This is a genomic window from Flavobacterium enshiense, assembly GCF_040750275.1.
In the GTDB taxonomy this organism is placed as follows: domain Bacteria; phylum Bacteroidota; class Bacteroidia; order Flavobacteriales; family Flavobacteriaceae; genus Flavobacterium; species Flavobacterium enshiense_B.
In genome coordinates, this window is record NZ_JBDOCV010000001.1 from 372,408 (window position 1) to 390,122 (window position 17,715).

Consider the following 17,715-nt stretch of genomic DNA (forward strand, 5'->3'; position numbering starts at 1 on the left):
TAAATAATTGAAAAGTGCAGCCTTAGGGTTGCACTTTTTTTATAATGTGAAATGGAATCAAGAAACGAGTGTGTAAACTTGGAGTTGTTGATTAATGATGTGCAGCTCTTTATGAAGCGTGAAGATTTACTTCATCCGTTAGTGTCCGGCAATAAGTTCAGGAAGCTGAAATATAACCTAATTGAAGCTAAGGAAAAAGGGTTGGATACGCTTTTAACGTTTGGAGGAGCTTTTTCTAATCATATTGCGGCTACTGCTGCTGCAGGTAAGCTGAGTGGTTTTAAAACCATTGGCGTGATACGAGGCGAGGAGCTTGCGTTGAAGGTTTTAGATAATCCAACTTTGTCATTTGCGGTATCGCAGGGAATGCAGCTTCATTTTGTTTCAAGAAGTGCTTATGGCGCTAAAGAATCGGAAGTTTTTCTGGAAGAATTGGAAAGATTATTTGGTGCTTTCTATCTGTTGCCGGAAGGAGGGTCTAATGAATTAGCTGTGAAAGGTTGTGAAGAAATTTTGACGGAACAGGATAGGGAATTTGATTTCGTTTGCTGTGCCGCCGGGACAGGGGCTACGGCTTCGGGTATTATTAATGCTTCAGGTTCTAAACAGAAAGTGTTGGTTTTTCCAGCGTTAAAAGGTTCGTTTTTGTCTGATGATATTTGTAAATTTGCAAAAAAGGATAATTGGGAGTTAATTGAGGCTTATCATTTTGGAGGCTATGGAAAGATAAATGATGAATTGGTTCGGTTTTTGAATGCTTTTTATCGTGAAACCTCGATTCCGTTGGATCCTGTTTATACTGGAAAAATGATGTGTGGAATTGTTGATCTTGCTGAAAAGGGATATTTTCCGTCGGGTTCAAGGATTTTGGCCATACATACAGGAGGGTTACAAGGAATCGCCGGAATGAATAAGTTGCTAATGAAAAAAAACAGACCCATAATAAATTATTAGATGTTGATGAAAAGAATTATTGTTTTGCTGACTGCTATTGTGTTGTATAGTTGTGGTTCTTCTAATAAAGTAAGGACAACAACAAAAATTACAAAACCTGCAGTAACAGTTAAGAAGCCAGTAGTACACAAGCCTAAGCCTCATGGTGAAGGGAAGACCGAAGTTCTTGAAGCTACCTCTAAAGTTGGAGTAACCACAGCGTTGGTCAAGGAATATATTGAGCAGTATAAGGAAATTGCTAATGATAATATGCGTAAGCATGGTATTCCGTCCAGCATTACTTTAGCACAGGGAATTTTGGAATCGGGTGCAGGAACCGGCGTATTGGCACAAAAAGCAAATAATCATTTTGGTATAAAATGTCATACAGGTTGGAATGGCGATAGTGTGCGCCATGATGATGATGCCGAGCAGGAGTGTTTCAGAAAGTATGAACATTCTTCAGAATCGTATCGCGACCATTCTTTGTTTTTAACTTCGCGAAGTCGCTATGCAGCTTTGTTTAAACTCGATAGAGGAGATTATGCTGCATGGGCTAAAGGTTTGCGGGCAGCAGGTTATGCTACAGATCCCAAATATCCGGATAAACTGATAGGGCTTATTGAACGATACGAACTGTATAAATTGGATGAAGAGGTTATCGGAAGTGGTTATAAACCGATTGCAAAAACGTCTGAAATAGCGTTGGATGATAAATCATACCGGGTGTCGCAGGGCGATACGTTGTATTCCATATCAAAAAAATTCAATTTGTCAGTCGATCAGTTGATCGAATTAAATAATCTTACGTCCAATGCTATTTCCATTGGGCAAATTCTTAAAGTGAAATCATAATGTTATACCAAAGAAGCAGTGCACTTTTTATTGAAGCTGCAAAAGTAATTCCCGGAGGAGTGAACTCGCCGGTTCGTGCCTTTAAGGCAGTAGGAGGTACTCCGATATTTGTTAAGGAAGCCAAAGGTGCTTATTTGTATGACGAAGATGGGAATCGACTAATTGATTATATAAACTCTTGGGGGCCGATGCTATTAGGGCATGCCTATGAGCCAGTAGTTAGCGCGGTTATTGACAAAGCTAAAAAGGGAACATCTTTCGGGATGCCGACAGAATTGGAAACCAAAATTGCGGAACTTGCCGTTTCGATGGTTCCTAATATTGACAAGATTCGTTTTGTGAATTCCGGGACAGAAGCATGTATGAGTGCGATACGTTTGGCGAGAGGTTTTACCAAACGCGATAAGATTGTTAAATTTTCAGGTTGTTACCATGGTCATTCTGATTCTTTTCTAATTGCGGCGGGTAGTGGGTTAAGTACTTTCGGAATTCCGAACAGTCCGGGTGTTACTGAGGGAACGGCTAAGGATACGCTTTTGGCGCGTTTTAATGATATTGAGAATGTAAAAGCGTTGTTTGAAGCCAATATAAACGAAATTGCAGCAATTATTATTGAGCCTGTAGCCGGAAATATGGGGTGTATTCCTCCAAAAGAAGGGTTTTTAAGTGATTTAAGACGATTGTGTGATGAAAAGGGGGCTTTGCTTATTTTTGATGAAGTTATGACTGGATTTCGTTTGGCAAAAGGTGGTGCTCAGGAATTGTTCAGTATCAAAGCTGATATTGCCTGCTTCGGAAAAGTAATTGGTGGGGGATTACCGGTTGGTGCTTTTGCGGCACGAAATGAGATTATGAATTATTTGGCTCCAGTAGGGCCGGTTTATCAGGCGGGAACGTTGTCAGGTAATCCTCTTGCAATGGCGGCAGGTTATGCAATGTTGCAAGAAATCAATCAAGATGTGGAACTTTTTAAACGATTGGATGAAAAAACAGCCTATCTTGAAAAAGGAATCCGTGAGACGTTAACGGAAAATAATGTTGTTTTTACCATAAACAGAGTCGGTTCGATGATTTCGGTACATTTTGATGCGAATCCGGTTTATGATTTTCAAACGGCAGCTAGCGGAGACAATGATACCTTTAAAAAATTCTTTCACGGTCTTTTGAAGGAAGGGGTTTATATTGCGCCGTCTGCATACGAAACCTGGTTTATAACCGATGCTTTAAGTTATGATGATTTGGATTTTACCATTGCAGCCGTAGATAAAGTTGCAAAAGAATTATAAAAAAAACCACCTTTACGGTGGTTTTTTTATAACGTATCTATAGTAATTACAAAGAAGTATCAGAAATAAGTTGTTTGTACACTGATTTATGATTGTTAAGTTCTTTAAGGGCATCAGGCCCTAGAGCTTTTTGTAATTTTTTCTCAATAGTTGCTTTAATCTGCTCTTTGTTTTCGTCTGTAAGGTTAGGTTGTGCCAATGCTTCGTATTTTTTTCGAAGTACCGCAACTACAGCGTCCTGAGTTTCTGGAGTAAGTTTTACTACTTGAGCTAATGCTTCATAGTCTCTTTTTGCATTTACCTCATGGGCAGAGCTTTTGTCTTGTGTCTGTGCCGTTGCGTTGGTTGTAAAGGCTAAAAACAAAACGAAAAGTGCGATTATTTTTTTCATAATTTTTTAGTGGTTAATAGTTATAAATGTCAAATCTAAACTAAAATTGTAATAATTCCAAAATTACGTTAAAATAATAACATTATCTCATTGATTTGTGATGCTTTATTTGGCGTTTGTTTTGCATTTGCTCCCTTTGGTGTTCCATGCGGTTTTCTTTATGCTCTTCCCATTTTGCCATTTGCTTCTCGTTCAGGATTTTTTTCATTTCTCCTTTAAAGGCAATTTGTTCGTCCAGTCTTTTGCTTTTCAACGCGTAACGCTCTTCGGCAGTTGGTTTTTTATCCTCCGCAGAAACAGCCTGTCGTTTGGTTTTTGCCTCCTCCATTTTCTTGTGCTGAGCTGTTAAAAGCGTTTTTACGTCCTTTTGCTGTTTGTCATTCAGGTCTAAATCTAATGTCATTCTTTTTACCTGAAGTTCTACACGTTGTTCCGGGGTTAATTCCTGACGTTCCATTTTTCTTTCCTGCGCCTGAACGGTTAATCCGATAAAGGCAATTGCTACTGCTGCTAATTTTTTCATGTCTTTATTGTTTTGTGTTACAGCTATAGGACATGTCAAACGTGAAATGGTTTAATCTAAAGTTGCAGAAATAAAAAAAGCTGTCAAAAGACAGCTTCTTATATGTTATTGTGAATTGTAATTACAGGGTTAATTCCACCACTTTGCTTTCCCCGTTCAAGGCTACTTTGGTCAATCCGTGTTGGGCTAAAGTTTTCATGGCTTTGTCCCATTTTTTGCCGCTTAACGCTGCTTGGGTTTTTAATTCGGTCAATTCCATGGTGTTTTCGTTTTTCTGAAGCAATTCCACAATCATTTTTTCTTCCGCTTCCAATTCTACCTGTGGTGCTTTTTTCTCCGGACGCATTTGCGGGAAAAACAACACTTCCTGAATCGATGGGTTGTTCGTTAAGAACATAATCAAACGGTCCATTCCAATTCCTAAACCGGAAGTTGGCGGCATACCGTATTCTAAAGCTCTTAGGAAATCTTCGTCAATAATACCATTGGCTTCATCGTCTCCTTTGGCTGCTAATGCCATTTGCGCTTCAAAACGCTCCCTTTGGTCAATCGGGTCATTCAATTCAGAATAGGCATTCGCGATTTCTTTTCCGCAAACCATCAATTCAAAACGCTCGGTCAACTCTGGGTTGTCACGGTGCGATTTACATAACGGAGACATTTCTTTCGGATAATCGGTAATGAATGTTGGTTGGATAAAGTTACCTTCACATTTTTCACCAAAAATCTCATCGATTAACTTTCCTTTCCCCATGGTTTCGTTTACTTCAATTCCCATGCCTTTTGCCGCTTCGAATAATTCCGCTTCCGTTTTGCCTGTAATGTCAAAACCGGTGAATTGTTTGATGGCATCCGTCATGGTGACGCGTGCATAGGGCGCTTTGAAACTTACTTTGTGTTCTCCGAAAGTAGTTTCAGGAGTTCCGTTAACCTGAGTAGCACAGTATTCCAAAAGATTTTCGGTCATGTTCATCATCCAGTTGTAGTCTTTGTAGGCTACATAAATTTCCATTGCGGTAAATTCCGGATTGTGGGTACGGTCCATCCCTTCGTTACGGAAGTTTTTTGAAAACTCATACACGCCGTCAAAACCACCAACTATTAATCTTTTCAGATACAATTCGTTTGCAATTCGCATGTATAAGGGGATGTCTAAACTATTATGGTGTGTAATAAACGGACGCGCGGCCGCTCCACCCGGAATCGATTGTAAAACCGGAGTTTCCACTTCCATATAACCAGCTTCGTTAAAGAAAGTTCTCATGGCGGTGAACAATTTGGTTCTTTTCATGAAAACATCTTTCACCTGCGGGTTGACCACCAAATCTACATAACGCATACGGTAACGCAATTCCGGATCGGTAAACGCATCGAATACATTTCCTTCCTCATCCATTTTTGGTAACGGCAACGGTCGTAATGTTTTGCTCAAGAAAGTGAAATTGGAAACACGAATACATTTCGCACCTACTTGCGTGGTAAACAATTCGCCTTCAATTCCTATAAAGTCACCTAAATCGGTTAATTTTTTAAAAACGGTGTTGTAAAGGGTTTTGTCTTCACCTTCGCAAATCACATCGCGGTTAAAATAGGCCTGGATTCTGCCTTCGCTGTCTTGTAGTTCGGCAAACGATGCTTTTCCCTGATCGCGTACACTCATTAAGCGTCCCGCTACTACAACCTTCTTTCCTTCTTCAAAAGCGTCCTTTATCTGCTTCGACGTATGGTTTACGGGAAACAAATTTGCCGGATACGGATTGATGCCAAGTTCTCTCAACTTGCCCAATTTCTCTCTTCTGATGATTTCTTGTTCTGAAAGTTGCATATTGTATTGATTTTTAAGCGTGCAAAGATACAGTTTTAGTTGTAAAGTTGCAATCGCTGAAAAGTTGGAGTGTTTATGCAGTGTAGTGTCTTAACCACTGTCAATTGTCTACGGATCACTGACCATTGTTTTTTTTTCTTGGAGCGGAAGAGTTCGGGCTTTTTTGGAATCCCTGTTCCTGCTGTCCGCGCTACACGCTAGCTTGCTCCCATCAGGGCTATTAGGAAACTATTTTGTACTTTTGTGTTCTGAAAAAAATAATTTTTTCAATTGCAAGATGAACAAAAAAGTAAGCCTTCAGGATTTAGGGCGAAAAGATTATAAAGCGACCTGGGATTATCAGGAAGAATTGTTTGCCAATATCGTTGCGCAAAAAGTGGCTAAAAGAGAAAATCCGGAAATAGAAACGGATAACCATTTTCTTTATGTAGAACATCCGCATGTGTATACTTTGGGGAAAAGCGGCGATTTGTCCAATCTTCTTTTAAGTGAAAAACAACTGGAAGAAAAAGGAGCGACTTTTTATAAGATAAACAGAGGAGGGGATATTACCTATCACGGCCCGGGTCAAATTGTAGGTTACCCGATTGTGGATTTGGAGAATTTCTTTACCGATATTCATAAATATTTGCGTTTGTTAGAAGAAGCAATAATTCTAACGCTAGCGGAATATGGTTTACAGTCTGAAAGAAGTCAGGGCGAAACAGGAGTGTGGCTTGGTGTAGGAACGCCATTTGCCCGAAAAATATGTGCGATGGGGGTAAGAGCTTCCCGCTGGGTAACCATGCATGGCTTTGCTTTAAATGTTAATGCGGATTTGGGTTACTTTGATAATATCATTCCTTGCGGGATAAGAGGAAAAGCTGTTACGTCCTTAAATGTAGAGTTAGGTGTTGAAAAGGTAGGCGAGGCGGAAGTCAAACAAAAAATTCTAAAGCATTTTTCTGATTTGTTCGAGGCGGAAATCATATAATAAAAAGGAAGTCAGTCGACTTCCTTTTTTTATAACTCTAATGTAAGTTGTTCGGGTAATAAGCGAAACGACATGCGGTGGTATTTTGTTACACCATACTTTTTGATAGCTTCCCTGTGTTCCGCTGTTGGGTAGCCTTTGTTTTTTTTCCAGTTGTACATGGGGAATTCTTCGTGAATTCTGTTCATGTATTCGTCGCGATAGGTTTTTGCCAAAACGGAAGCGGCTGCGATGCTTAGATATTTACTATCTCCTTTTACAATGCAGCTGTATGGAATGTCATTGATGGGTTTGAAACGGTTGCCGTCTACTATTATGTATTGAGGTGTGGGGTTTAATTGTGTGATGCACTCTTGCATTGCTTTAATAGAGGCGTTGAGAATATTGATTTTATCTATAATGGCCGGTTCTAAGTGGATCACTTTGAAAGTAAGTGCGCTTTCTTCAATTAAGGGTTTTAGTTTTTCTCTTGTTTTTTCAGACAGTTGTTTGGAGTCGTTTAAAAGTGAAAGTTTGTAGTTTTCAGGGAGAATTACGGCTGCGGCGGTTACGGGGCCGGCAAGACAGCCACGACCGGCTTCGTCGGTTCCGGCTTCTAATATTAAATTTGAGTAATTATTGAATAGCATGGTTGATTTTTGCAAAATTAAAAAAAAATATACGTAACTTTTAAAACATTAGTATCTTAAATATGAGTTTGATGCAAAATGCATTTGGTTTCGGTGAAATATTTAACACATATAAAATACTATAAATCTGTAGTATTATTTGGTTATTTAAGAAATTATTAAGAAGTTTGCGAAATAACTAACTCAAATAAATTTAATATGAGATCGAAGTTTAAATGGATTTTTGCGCTGCTATTGGCGTTTTCAATGCAGTTTTCCTTCGCGCAAGAGAAAACTATTACTGGTACAGTTACCGAGGGAGGTTTACCGTTACCAGGTGTTAGCGTTGTTGTAAAAGGTACAACACGTGGTACACAAACTGACATGGATGGAAATTATTCCATCAAGGCTGCAACAGGTGAATCGTTAGTGTTTTCATTCATTGGGATGAAAGATCAGACGATGGTTGTTGGGGCTGCAAACAAAATGAATGTAGCTATGGCTGCGGAATCAACAACATTAGAGAATGTTGTGGTAACAGCTTTAGGTATTAAAAGAAAAGTTGACGCGTTGACATCATCAAATCAGGTGGTGAAAGCACAGGAGTTGACACAAGCTGCTAACCCGAACGTTGTTCAGTCTTTGGCTGGTAAGGTTTCTGGTTTGCAAATTAATACAACAAGTAACGGTGTTAACGGTTCAACACGTATTGTATTAAGAGGTAACCGTTCGATTTCTGGTAATAACCAGGCTTTGGTTGTTATTGACAACGTTATTTCTTCTGCTACTGTTTTACAACAGTTACCGCCAGAGATCATTGAGTCTACAAACATCTTGAAAGGTGCTCAAGGGGCGGCTCTTTACGGGCAGGATGGTGTTAATGGTGTAATTATTGTTAATACTAAAAGAGGTGCTAAAAGTGGTAAGTTGAATGTGAGTGTTAACTCGGCTATTGACTTTGAAACTGTTAACTATTTCCCGCAAAGACAGCAAAGATACGGTCAGGGATGGAATGGTGAGCACATTACTTATGAGAATGGTGGTTGGGGACCAGAGTTTGATGGTTCTATGCAGCCGGTAGGTTTACCACAGGCTGATGGTTCTTTCGTTATGGCTCCTTATTCTCCAATTGAGGATAATATTAAAGAATTCTTCCAAACGGGTACAGTATTCCAAAATGGTGTAAGTATCTCTGGAGGTGATTTAGAGTCTGGTTATGCATTGTTGTCTGCAAACAAAGTGGATACTGAGTTTGTGGTTCAGGATGATAAAATGAACAGAACTAACTTCTTGTTTAAAGGGGGTAAGAAATTTGGAAGATTTACAGTTGAAGGTAATGCTAACTACATTACTCAGAAGACTTCTGCAACTTCAGCTGGTCTTTATGAGGATTTGTTGCAAACGGCTACTAATATTCCAGTAGATCAGTTTTCTAACCCTAATAATGCTACACACTGGACGTATTACTACTTAAGTCCTTTCTGGATCAGAGAGAATGTAAGAAGTGAGAACAGAAGTGATTACTTCAATGGTATTGCTACTTTAGGATTTGAAATTAACAAACATATCAATGTTAGTTATGTGGCAAATATTCAGACTAGACAAACATCTGGTATGTCATACAACAATGGTTATGTTGACGTAATCCAGCCTGATGGGCCTAATACAAGTCAGTCTCAAGTGTCTAACTATTATTCAAATAATTCTTCAACTAGAAACTATTATGGTGACTTGTTGATCAACTTTGATTACGATTTAGCTAAAGATTTAAACTTAAAAGTTAACTTAGGTAACAACTTACAGGATAACTTGTTTAAAGTGACTTCTGTAGGTGGTGAAAATTTAGATATTCCTGGTTTTTATCACATTACAAACGTGTTGAATCCTGATAATTTCTCTACTTTAGATAACAGAACGGTGCGTTCAAGAAAATTCTCTTTCTTCGGACAGGCTGATTTGAACTATAAAGATTATTTGTTCTTGAACGTAACAGGAAGAAATGACTGGACTTCAGTGCTTGATGCTTCAGGTAATAACTTCTTCTACCCGTCAGCAGGTATCTCTTTTGTTCCTACAAAAGCATTTGAAGGGCTTAAAGGTAAAGTGTTAAACTATGCTAAGGCTTCTGCGAGTTATGTGAAAGTTGGTAATACTTCAGTAATCGCTCCTTATGGTATTAATGAGATTGGTGTTTCTCCAGTTGGATATCCATTTGGTGACTTGAACTCTTTCGTAAATAACCAAGCTCAAACTTACAAAAACATTAAGCCTGAGTTTATGACTACATTGGAGGCTACTGTTAATTTAGGTTTCTTCAATGACCGTTTAACGTTAGATGCTTCTTACTCTAATACAGATACTAAAGATTTGATTACAAGAGTTACTGCTTCTTCTGCTTCAGGACTTGCTTCAAACTTACTTAACATTGGTAAGATGAACACTAAAGCATATGAAGTTGATTTAGGATTTACTCCTATTAAAACTGAAGACTTCAAATGGGAAGGTCGTGTAAGTTACACAAGTTCAAAAGCTATTGTTGAGAAAGTGTCTGATGATGCTAAAGAAATCAACTTACAGTCTAATACTTTCGTGGGTATCTTTGCTGCTGAAGGAGAAGAATTCCCTTTAATTAAAGGTACTGCTTATGTAAGAGATGAGCAAGGAAGAGTTATGATTGATGCTGAAACGGGTAACCCAATGAGAACATCAACATTCCAAAAATTAGGGTCTGCTAATCCTGATTATATCTTAGGATTCAACAATGCATTTGAATACAAAGGTATTCGTTTGTCTGCAGTTATGGATTTCAGAACAGGTCACAAATTCTATTCTGAAGTTAAGAGAGAATTATCTTGGTCTGGTCACTTAGTAGAGTCTGCTGAAAACGGAAGAACTGGATTTATTTTCCCTAATTCATCTTCAGATCCTGATGGTGATGGTGTTTATACTGCTAACAACACAGTTATGACTGGAGGTACTACTTACCAGGATTATTTGAACTACTTCTCTAATGAGTATTCTAGAACAGGTGAGAACTTTGTGTTAGATGGTACAGCATTTAAAGTAAGAGAGTTAGCATTAAGCTATTCTTTACCTTCAAAAATGATTGAAAGAGCAGGTTTGTCAACATTACGTTTCGGTGTTAATGCCAGAAATCCATTTGTTGTTTTACCTAAAGAAAACAGAGGTTACAGTGACCCTGAAACTTCTAATACTACAGGAAATGCTACTGGTATCGCTAACATCGGACAGTATCCTGCAACAAGAACTTTAGGATTTAGTATGAACTTAACCTTTTAATAAGATTAAAAATGAAAAGAATTAAAATATTATTGCCGTTAGTAGCGCTTTCGCTATTCTCGTGTAGTGATTATTTGGATGTTAATACTTCTCCAAATAATCCGCAAATGGAAAACGTGCCACCACGTTTGGTTTTGCCGGGTGCTCAAAGTAGTACTTTCAGAACACAGGCTATCACAATGAACCAGTTAGGAAACGTATTTATGAACAACTGGGCTGCGAATGTTAACTCATTTACAGGTGGTTATTCAAGAGAGTTTGCTTTAACTATTGATAATGCTTTCTATAATGGTATATGGGATGGTTTGTACAGAGGTACGGCTAACTTTGATGCTATTATAAAATCGGATTTACCAAATCAAGAAAACTACAAAGCTATCGCTATGATTATGAAATCATACTATATGCAGTATATTGTTGATTTGTATGGGGATTCTCCGTATTCTGAGGCTTTCATGGGACAAGCTAATCTTACACCTTCTTACGATAATGATCAGGATACTTATGTAGCTTTGGTAGATCAATTAGATGAGGCGGTTGCAATGATTGACAGCGCTCCAGCTGAAGCTGAAGTTGTAGGCACTGAAGATGTTATGTTAGGTGGTAACATGGCTAATTGGAAAAAGTTTGCCAATACAATCAAAATGAGATTGTTGTTGCGTCAGTCTGAGTTAGCTGCAACAGATGCTACTGTTGATGCTTATGTTGATGCTGAGTTTGCTGAATTAGCGGCTAGTACTGATGGATTTATTACAGCTTCTGTAACGATCAACCCAGGCTATTCAAAATCAACAAATGACAACCAAAACCCTTTCTATGGTGCATTTGGATATAGTGCTGCTGGTGTTGCTACGCAAAACTTCAGTTTTATCCGTGCTTCTAAGTATGCAGGTGATTTCCTTAACGGTAATTTAGCAAACACTGTTCCTGATGGAAGACGTGGGCGTATTTACGCTTTAGTTGCTGGAAGTGTTGTAGGTGTTGAGCAAGGTGCAGATTCTGCTCCTGAAGCATTGTCAACGCTTGGAGCTTCTTTAATTCCTGCATTAGGATCAGGTAATGATGCTACTGTTGGATCGTCTATGAATGGTTATGTAATGACTTTGTCTGAGGCTAAATTCTTAGAGGCTGAGGCAATTTTAAGAGGTTATTTAGGAGGATCAGCTAAAACTGTTTTTGAGGCTGGAATTTCTGCTTCATTTGCTCTTCATGGTGTTGCCGCTTCTGCACCAGCTTATCTTACTGCTGCTAATTTGCAGAGTGGTTTAGGTTGGGATGCTTCTGCAACGGATGATGACAAGTTGAAAGCTATTATGACTCAGAAATGGATTGCTTTAAATGGTATTCATGCTATTGAAAGCTACATTGACATGACAAGAACTGGATATCCAGCGGTTCCGTTAGCTTTAACGGCAGCTTATACAACAAAACCAAAAAGATTAATCTACCCTGTGTCAGAATACGTTGGTAACTCGGCAAATGTGCCAAGTATTACTCAGCAACAAGCTTTTACTCAAGGGCCTTTCTGGTATGTACCTTAATAGTGTAACAAAAATTATTTAATTATGAAAAAGATATTAGCTTTATTTGTCGCTTCAGCATTTGCATTTTCATGTGCTGACGATGACCCACTAGCAACTGATCAGTTGGCAGGTGGGCCAAAATTGGTAGGTTTTCAAGAGTCTTTTACCTCAGTTTCTTACTTTGAGGATTTAGGAACTATTGAACATGAATTTCCTGTTACTTTATTAGGTTTAGGAAATGGACAGTTGTCTTCAGAAGACATTGTTATTACGTATGATGCAGCTCCGGAAAGCGATGCTGTTGAAGGTTACGAATACGATTTCGCTGAGGCATCAAAGCAAGTGGTAATTCCTGCTGGAAGTACATTTGCGATGATTCCAATTAGTGTACATACTGGAAATTTTGACCCGGTTGTTAAAACTACTCTGAAATTAAAGATTACTGCTGTTACAACTTCAGGAGTTTCTTATGCTGAGCAGAATAGAATTTTAGATATTTACTTTATCGGATGTCAGTCTACTTTAGCTGGTGATTACAATGTTAAGACAACCAGAAAAGATACTGGAGCAATTTATAACTTCCCTGGTGAAACTGTTACCATGACTGCTATCAACACGTTTAGAACTGAAACTGTTGGGCCTTACAGAGTTACTGATTTCGCTGCAGGAGCAAACGCAGGTTATACGTTCATCGATATTTGTGGTGTAATTAAAGTGCCATTGCAGAATTTGGGTGATATTTATGGTAACGAAGTTAAAGGGATGACAGAAGATGGTACCGACGGTGCTGTAGTTTCATCTAGCTACTTCTCAGTAAATTACCAAATCGGTTTTGGTACTCCTGTTAATTCGGTTTGGAGACCATTTACAAGTGAGTACACAAGAATCTAATTTTAAATATCAAGATTTCTATGAAAAAATTATCAAATTATAAATATTTAGCATTAGCGGTGCTTGCATTGTCTCTTGGTTCTTGTAATGACGACGACGACAAGACATTAGAGAGAACAAAAAAGGCTGTTGTTACTGCTGATCAGACAACCTTCACTGTTAAAGAAGGTGCTACAGCTCATATCGTTTTAAATGTAGATAACCCATTGGCTTACAAGATGGACTTCAAATTGGAGTTACAGTCTGTGTCTACGGGTGTTGAAGATGAGGATTATACTGTTCCAGGTACAGATCATTCTGATATTACTTGGGGTGCTGAGCCAGGATACAAAATTGAGTTCCCTGCGTTTGCATCGACTCACACTATTGATGTTAAAACTTTAGTTGACTATCCTTTAGTTGATGGAAATAAGACTTTAGTATTTAAATTAATCAGTGCTGGTAACGGTTTAGGTTTAGTGCAGCCTACATCTGAGTTAATCACTATCAACATTGAAGACGATTCAAGATCATCTGTTTTAGGATTAGATTTTGATTTCGATGCTCCATTTGACTTTGGTGGTAGTACGTATACTACTTGTCAGATTGGTTATGATATCGATATCATTGTTTATGATGAGGCGGGTAATGATTTAGGAATTTTCGACGGTCAAACAGGAGCTTGTCCAGAGCATATTTCTGTTGACATGGCAACATGGGAAGACGGAACTTATATCTTCAAAGCTTATGTTTATGACAACTTAGGTTTGCCAGGTCTTATTACTCCTGCGTATAACATTCCTGTTAATGTAACATATGACAGACCAGATTCTACGCTTAGCGGAGTTTTCAATCAGAATGCATCGAACTATTTAACTACTAGTTCTGCTAATGGTGATGAGGCTTATGTTATGAGTGTAAAAATCGAAAATGCTAACTTTACAATTATCGATGGATCAACGGAAGTTGCTACTGGTAAGTTGGCTAACTTTAAACATACAAAAAAATCTAACAAAGTTAGAACGAACAAGAAATTCAATTTCTAATCGTATGTAATGCAAATTAAAAACCCCGCTTTAGCGGGGTTTTTTTATTTTAAAAAATTACCGAATTCTCTTTACCTTTGTCGTCTAATTAAAAATTATGAGGCAAGGTTTTATTTGTTTACTGCTTATCTTTTTTTCGATACCTGCACTTTCGCAAACCGATAATGAATTACAACTTGGTAAAGTTTCAGCCAAAGCTGCAAATGACAAAAAAGCCCCAGTTGACTTGTACAAAATCATCACATTGGATAAGGATACTACTTATGTAGATACCACCTTGACCATTCAAAGGGAATACAAATTTAATTATCTGCGTAAAGATACCTTTGGACTGTTGCAGTTTTTGAATGAAGGTCAAACCTATAATACCCTTGACTTTGGATTAAAGCAGTTTAATCCCTATCCGGAATTTGGATTTTCAGCCAAACATTTTGCGTATTTGGAAGTTAAGGATATTAATTATTACAATGTCCCGACGCCGTATTCCGATTTATATTTTAAGTCTGTAATGGAGCAAGGTCAAAACCTGGATGCTTTTATCTCAGCAAATACATCTAAAAATCTAAACTTTTCTGTTGGCTACAAAGGGCTTCGATCCTTAGGGAAATATCAGAATCAGTTGTCGAGTACCGGGAATTTTCGTTTTATTAGCAGTTACCATACAACCGATAAGCGTTACATTCTCAGAGCACATATCACAGCACAGGATTTTCTAAATAACGAAAACGGTGGGATTTCAACATTGTCACAATTTGAAGAAGGAGCGGATATCTATAAAGAACGACCTCGTTTAGATGTGTATTTCAGCGATGCAAAATCCTTGTTAAAAGGAAATCGTTTTTTTGTGGATCATAGTTTTCGATTGAGCAAATCGAATCCTAACGGTATTGTGGTACAGCATCAGTTTAATTTTGAGAATAAATTTTTTGAGTTTAACATGACTGCGAATGATAGGTTTGGAGAGAGTTACGCTTCTTATATCAATACCAAAACACGCCACAACCGCCTGTATAATAAAGTAGGGGTTGCTTACTCCAATTCACTTTTGGGAGACTTTCAGTTTTTTGTAGACGATTATAAATACAATTACTTTTATTACCGTACGCTTACCCTAGCAGACCAATCCCTTGTGCCAAATAAGAATAATGACCGAATCAATACTTGGGGCGCGCAATACAACTATCAGAAGAACAAATGGAAAGGAAGTTTCCTCTTGTCAAATTCCCTTACTAAGCAATCGTTGGCTAATATAGAAGCCAACGTGCGTTACACCTTAAGCGAGAAAAACAGTATAAGTCTGAAATATCAAAATATGAACAAATTGCCCGATTTGAATTATGTTTTGTATCAAAGTGATTACACGGCTTATAATTGGTATAACAGTTTTAAAAACGAAAAGATCAATAATTTCGAGGTAGAGGCTAAGATACAATGGTTGGACGCTTCTTTTCAGTACACCGTTTTAAATGATCATTTGTTTTTTGCCAATACTAACCCGGTTTACAATGCGGAAGGAATTGCTGAGCAATTGCTTGTGAAACCTTTTCAATATGATAAAACCATCAACTATATGTCAGTGCGCGCTGCCAAGGATATAAAATTCTGGCGAATGGGCTTTGATATTACCCTACTTTATCAAAAGGTAGACCAGTCCGAAGCGATTTTGAACGTTCCGGATTTTACCACGCGCAGCAGTTTATACTATTCCGATTATTATTTTAAGAAAGCCTTGTTTTTGCAAACAGGAGTTACGCTTAATTATTTTACTAAGTATAAAGCAAACGATTATAACCCTTTGTTAGGGGAATTTTACATTCAAAATCAAAAAGAAATCGGCGATTTTCCGATGCTCGACTTCTTTATTAATGCCAAAGTCAGAACCTTTAGAATCTTCCTGAAAGCCGAGCATTTTAACTCAAGTTTTACGGGTTACAATTACTATACTGCGCCAAACTACCCGTACCGTGATTTTATGGTGCGTTTCGGAGTAGTCTGGAATTTCTTTAGTTAATTTTGGAGCAACACTTCGGGCCTTATCGGTGATCCGTTTTCCCGCTGTGCGCTGTATCTTTTCCCGTTGGCTGATGGAGCCAACGGGAAAAGGATGCCGCTGCCATCGGGGCTGAAGAGGAAACTATTTTCCTTTTTGGAAACAAGGTAATAATCAATACATTTGCAGTTCGCAAAACAATAAAAATGAAATACGTAGAAAACATATTGGGGACTATTGGTAATACACCAATGGTGAAATTAAACAAGATCACTGCAGAAATTCCTGCGTTGGTTTTAGCCAAAGTGGAATACTTCAATCCTGGTCATTCCTGTAAAGACCGTATGGCGTTGAAAATGATCGAAGATGCCGAAGCAGACGGGCGTTTAAAGCCGGGCGGTACCATCATCGAAGGGACCTCTGGAAATACTGGTATGGGGTTAGCTTTGGCAGCCATCATCAAAGGTTATAAATTGGTTTGTGTAATCACCGATAAACAATCCAAAGAGAAAATGGATATTTTGCGTGCGGTAGGTGCTAAAGTAATCGTATGTCCAACTGATGTAGAGCCGACTGATCCACGTTCGTACTATTCCGTATCCAGAAAACTGGCGGAAGAAACACCTAATGGCTGGTATGTAAACCAATACGACAACTTATCCAATACTAAAGCCAATTACGAACAGACTGGTCCGGAAATCTGGGATCAGACCGACGGAAAAGTAACCCATTTCGTGGTGGGAGTAGGGACCGGAGGAACCATCTCGGGCGTTGCCAAATATCTGAAAGAACAAAATCCAAATGTAAAAGTGTGGGGTATCGATACCTATGGTTCGGTATTTAAGAAATATAAAGAAACCGGAATTTTCGATGAAAACGAAATCTATTCCTATGTAACGGAAGGAATTGGTGAAGACATTTTGCCGGAAAACGTTAACTTCGATCTAATTGACGGTTTTACTAAAGTTACCGATAAAGATGCGGCGGTATACACTCGTAAATTAGCTTTAGAAGAAGGAATCTTTGTCGGGAACTCATCAGGAGCAGCCATCAAAGGTTTGTTGCAGTTAAAAGATAATTTTGGTCCGGACGATGTAGTGGTAGTGTTGTTCCACGATTCAGGCTCCCGTTACGTAGGGAAAATGTTTAACGACGACTGGATGCGTGAAAGAGGTTATCTGGATGATGAAATAACCAAAGCTGAGGATTTAATTCAAGACCATATAGACAAACCGTTAGTGGTGGTCCGTACCGAAGAGTTAGTATCTCATGCCATCGACCGTATGCGCAAGCACAAAATCTCGCAAATCCCGGTAATCGATGTGAACGGATTTGTAGGTTCTGTAGACGAAACCGATTTGTTCCAAAGCTATGTAGCTGATAAAAACGTGTCGGAAAAACCTATCCGTGAAGTGATGGGCGCTCCTTTTCCAATTGTGAAATTAGGAACTCCGGTGGATGAAGTTTCAAAACTAATCAATAAAGACAATCAAGCCGTTCTGGTAGATTTAGGAAACGGAAAGCATCATATCATTACCAAACACGATGTGATTAACTCGATAAAGTAATATGTAAAAAGCCGTTCAATTTTG

General features: G+C 38.5%; 14 protein-coding genes. 10 read left to right on the plus strand and 4 right to left on the minus strand.

Translation table 11 applies throughout. The annotated features are described in order from the left end of the window. Nucleotides 1-51 precede the first annotated feature (51 nt). Genes ABGT15_RS01705 through hemL form a run of 3 tightly spaced genes read left to right on the plus strand, consistent with a single transcriptional unit; the run spans nt 52 to nt 3,074 of the window. Nucleotides 52-954: a 1-aminocyclopropane-1-carboxylate deaminase/D-cysteine desulfhydrase gene (locus ABGT15_RS01705; protein ID WP_367229681.1), complete on the plus strand. Its 903-nt coding sequence runs from the start codon at nt 52-54 to the stop codon at nt 952-954. Nucleotides 955-960: 6 nt separating this feature from the next. Further along, nucleotides 961-1,788 (plus strand): glucosaminidase domain-containing protein, encoded by an 828-nt coding sequence (locus ABGT15_RS01710; protein WP_437125349.1) that lies wholly within the window; start codon nt 961-963, stop codon nt 1,786-1,788. Continuing rightward, entirely contained in the window at nt 1,788-3,074 is a 1,287-nt protein-coding gene (hemL, locus tag ABGT15_RS01715) for a glutamate-1-semialdehyde 2,1-aminomutase (protein ID WP_367229683.1), read from the plus strand. The genes ABGT15_RS01710 and hemL overlap by 1 nt, the downstream gene beginning before the upstream one ends. Before the next feature lie 46 nt (nt 3,075-3,120). Here the strand turns inward: hemL and ABGT15_RS01720 are convergent, their stop codons facing one another. The 3 genes from ABGT15_RS01720 to lysS form a co-directional block, all read right to left on the minus strand. After that, on the minus strand, nt 3,121-3,465 hold the full coding sequence (locus ABGT15_RS01720) for a hypothetical protein (RefSeq protein WP_367229684.1): 345 nt from the start codon (nt 3,463-3,465) through the stop codon (nt 3,121-3,123). Between the two features lie 82 nt (nt 3,466-3,547). After that, nucleotides 3,548-3,988: a hypothetical protein gene (locus tag ABGT15_RS01725; RefSeq protein ID WP_367229685.1), complete on the minus strand. Its 441-nt coding sequence runs from the start codon at nt 3,986-3,988 to the stop codon at nt 3,548-3,550. 121 nt (nt 3,989-4,109) lie between these two features. Then, a complete protein-coding gene (gene lysS / locus ABGT15_RS01730; RefSeq protein WP_367229686.1) occupies nt 4,110-5,813 on the minus strand; it encodes a lysine--tRNA ligase in 1,704 nt (567 codons plus the stop codon). A 277-nt stretch (nt 5,814-6,090) separates the two neighbouring features. Here lysS and lipB point away from each other — a divergent pair, with 277 nt between their 5' ends. After that, nucleotides 6,091-6,786 carry a lipoyl(octanoyl) transferase LipB gene (gene lipB / locus ABGT15_RS01735; protein ID WP_367229687.1) on the plus strand — a complete coding sequence of 232 codons (696 nt, stop codon included), beginning with the start codon at nt 6,091-6,093 and terminating at the stop codon, nt 6,784-6,786. Nucleotides 6,787-6,815: 29 nt separating this feature from the next. Here the strand turns inward: lipB and ABGT15_RS01740 are convergent, their stop codons facing one another. Next, nucleotides 6,816-7,415, minus strand: a complete 600-nt coding sequence (locus tag ABGT15_RS01740) for a ribonuclease HII (protein WP_367229688.1) — start codon at nt 7,413-7,415, stop codon at nt 6,816-6,818. Between the two features lie 198 nt (nt 7,416-7,613). Here ABGT15_RS01740 and ABGT15_RS01745 point away from each other — a divergent pair, with 198 nt between their 5' ends. The 6 genes from ABGT15_RS01745 (at nt 7,614) to ABGT15_RS01770 (ending at nt 17,691) form a co-directional block, all read left to right on the plus strand. Further along, nucleotides 7,614-10,694 carry a SusC/RagA family TonB-linked outer membrane protein gene (locus ABGT15_RS01745; protein WP_367229689.1) on the plus strand — a complete coding sequence of 1,027 codons (3,081 nt, stop codon included), beginning with the start codon at nt 7,614-7,616 and terminating at the stop codon, nt 10,692-10,694. Between the two features lie 11 nt (nt 10,695-10,705). Then, entirely contained in the window at nt 10,706-12,235 is a 1,530-nt protein-coding gene (locus ABGT15_RS01750; RefSeq protein ID WP_367229690.1) for a SusD/RagB family nutrient-binding outer membrane lipoprotein, read from the plus strand. 24 nt (nt 12,236-12,259) lie between these two features. Further along, nucleotides 12,260-13,108 (plus strand): hypothetical protein, encoded by an 849-nt coding sequence (locus ABGT15_RS01755; RefSeq protein WP_367229691.1) that lies wholly within the window; start codon nt 12,260-12,262, stop codon nt 13,106-13,108. A 59-nt stretch (nt 13,109-13,167) separates the two neighbouring features. Then, on the plus strand, nt 13,168-14,133 hold the full coding sequence (locus tag ABGT15_RS01760) for a hypothetical protein (protein WP_367229692.1): 966 nt from the start codon (nt 13,168-13,170) through the stop codon (nt 14,131-14,133). Nucleotides 14,134-14,230: 97 nt separating this feature from the next. Next, nucleotides 14,231-16,144: a putative porin gene (locus tag ABGT15_RS01765; protein WP_367229693.1), complete on the plus strand. Its 1,914-nt coding sequence runs from the start codon at nt 14,231-14,233 to the stop codon at nt 16,142-16,144. Between the two features lie 185 nt (nt 16,145-16,329). Further along, on the plus strand, nt 16,330-17,691 hold the full coding sequence (locus ABGT15_RS01770; protein ID WP_367229694.1) for a pyridoxal-phosphate dependent enzyme: 1,362 nt from the start codon (nt 16,330-16,332) through the stop codon (nt 17,689-17,691). Nucleotides 17,692-17,715 lie beyond the last annotated feature (24 nt).

Excerpts from the sequence above, each read along its gene's own strand:
- ABGT15_RS01705 (WP_367229681.1), top strand. The coding sequence starts at position 52 with ATGGAATCAAGAAACGAGTGTGTAAACTTGGAGTTGTTGATTAATGAT.
- ABGT15_RS01710 (WP_437125349.1), top strand. The coding sequence starts at position 961 with ATGAAAAGAATTATTGTTTTGCTGACTGCTATTGTGTTGTATAGTTGT.
- hemL (WP_367229683.1), top strand. The coding sequence starts at position 1,788 with ATGTTATACCAAAGAAGCAGTGCACTTTTTATTGAAGCTGCAAAAGTA.
- ABGT15_RS01720 (WP_367229684.1), bottom strand. The coding sequence starts at position 3,465 with ATGAAAAAAATAATCGCACTTTTCGTTTTGTTTTTAGCCTTTACAACC.
- ABGT15_RS01725 (WP_367229685.1), bottom strand. The coding sequence starts at position 3,988 with ATGAAAAAATTAGCAGCAGTAGCAATTGCCTTTATCGGATTAACCGTT.
- lysS (WP_367229686.1), bottom strand. The coding sequence starts at position 5,813 with ATGCAACTTTCAGAACAAGAAATCATCAGAAGAGAGAAATTGGGCAAG.
- lipB (WP_367229687.1), top strand. The coding sequence starts at position 6,091 with ATGAACAAAAAAGTAAGCCTTCAGGATTTAGGGCGAAAAGATTATAAA.
- ABGT15_RS01740 (WP_367229688.1), bottom strand. The coding sequence starts at position 7,415 with ATGCTATTCAATAATTACTCAAATTTAATATTAGAAGCCGGAACCGAC.
- ABGT15_RS01745 (WP_367229689.1), top strand. The coding sequence starts at position 7,614 with ATGAGATCGAAGTTTAAATGGATTTTTGCGCTGCTATTGGCGTTTTCA.
- ABGT15_RS01750 (WP_367229690.1), top strand. The coding sequence starts at position 10,706 with ATGAAAAGAATTAAAATATTATTGCCGTTAGTAGCGCTTTCGCTATTC.
- ABGT15_RS01755 (WP_367229691.1), top strand. The coding sequence starts at position 12,260 with ATGAAAAAGATATTAGCTTTATTTGTCGCTTCAGCATTTGCATTTTCA.
- ABGT15_RS01765 (WP_367229693.1), top strand. The coding sequence starts at position 14,231 with ATGAGGCAAGGTTTTATTTGTTTACTGCTTATCTTTTTTTCGATACCT.
- ABGT15_RS01770 (WP_367229694.1), top strand. The coding sequence starts at position 16,330 with ATGAAATACGTAGAAAACATATTGGGGACTATTGGTAATACACCAATG.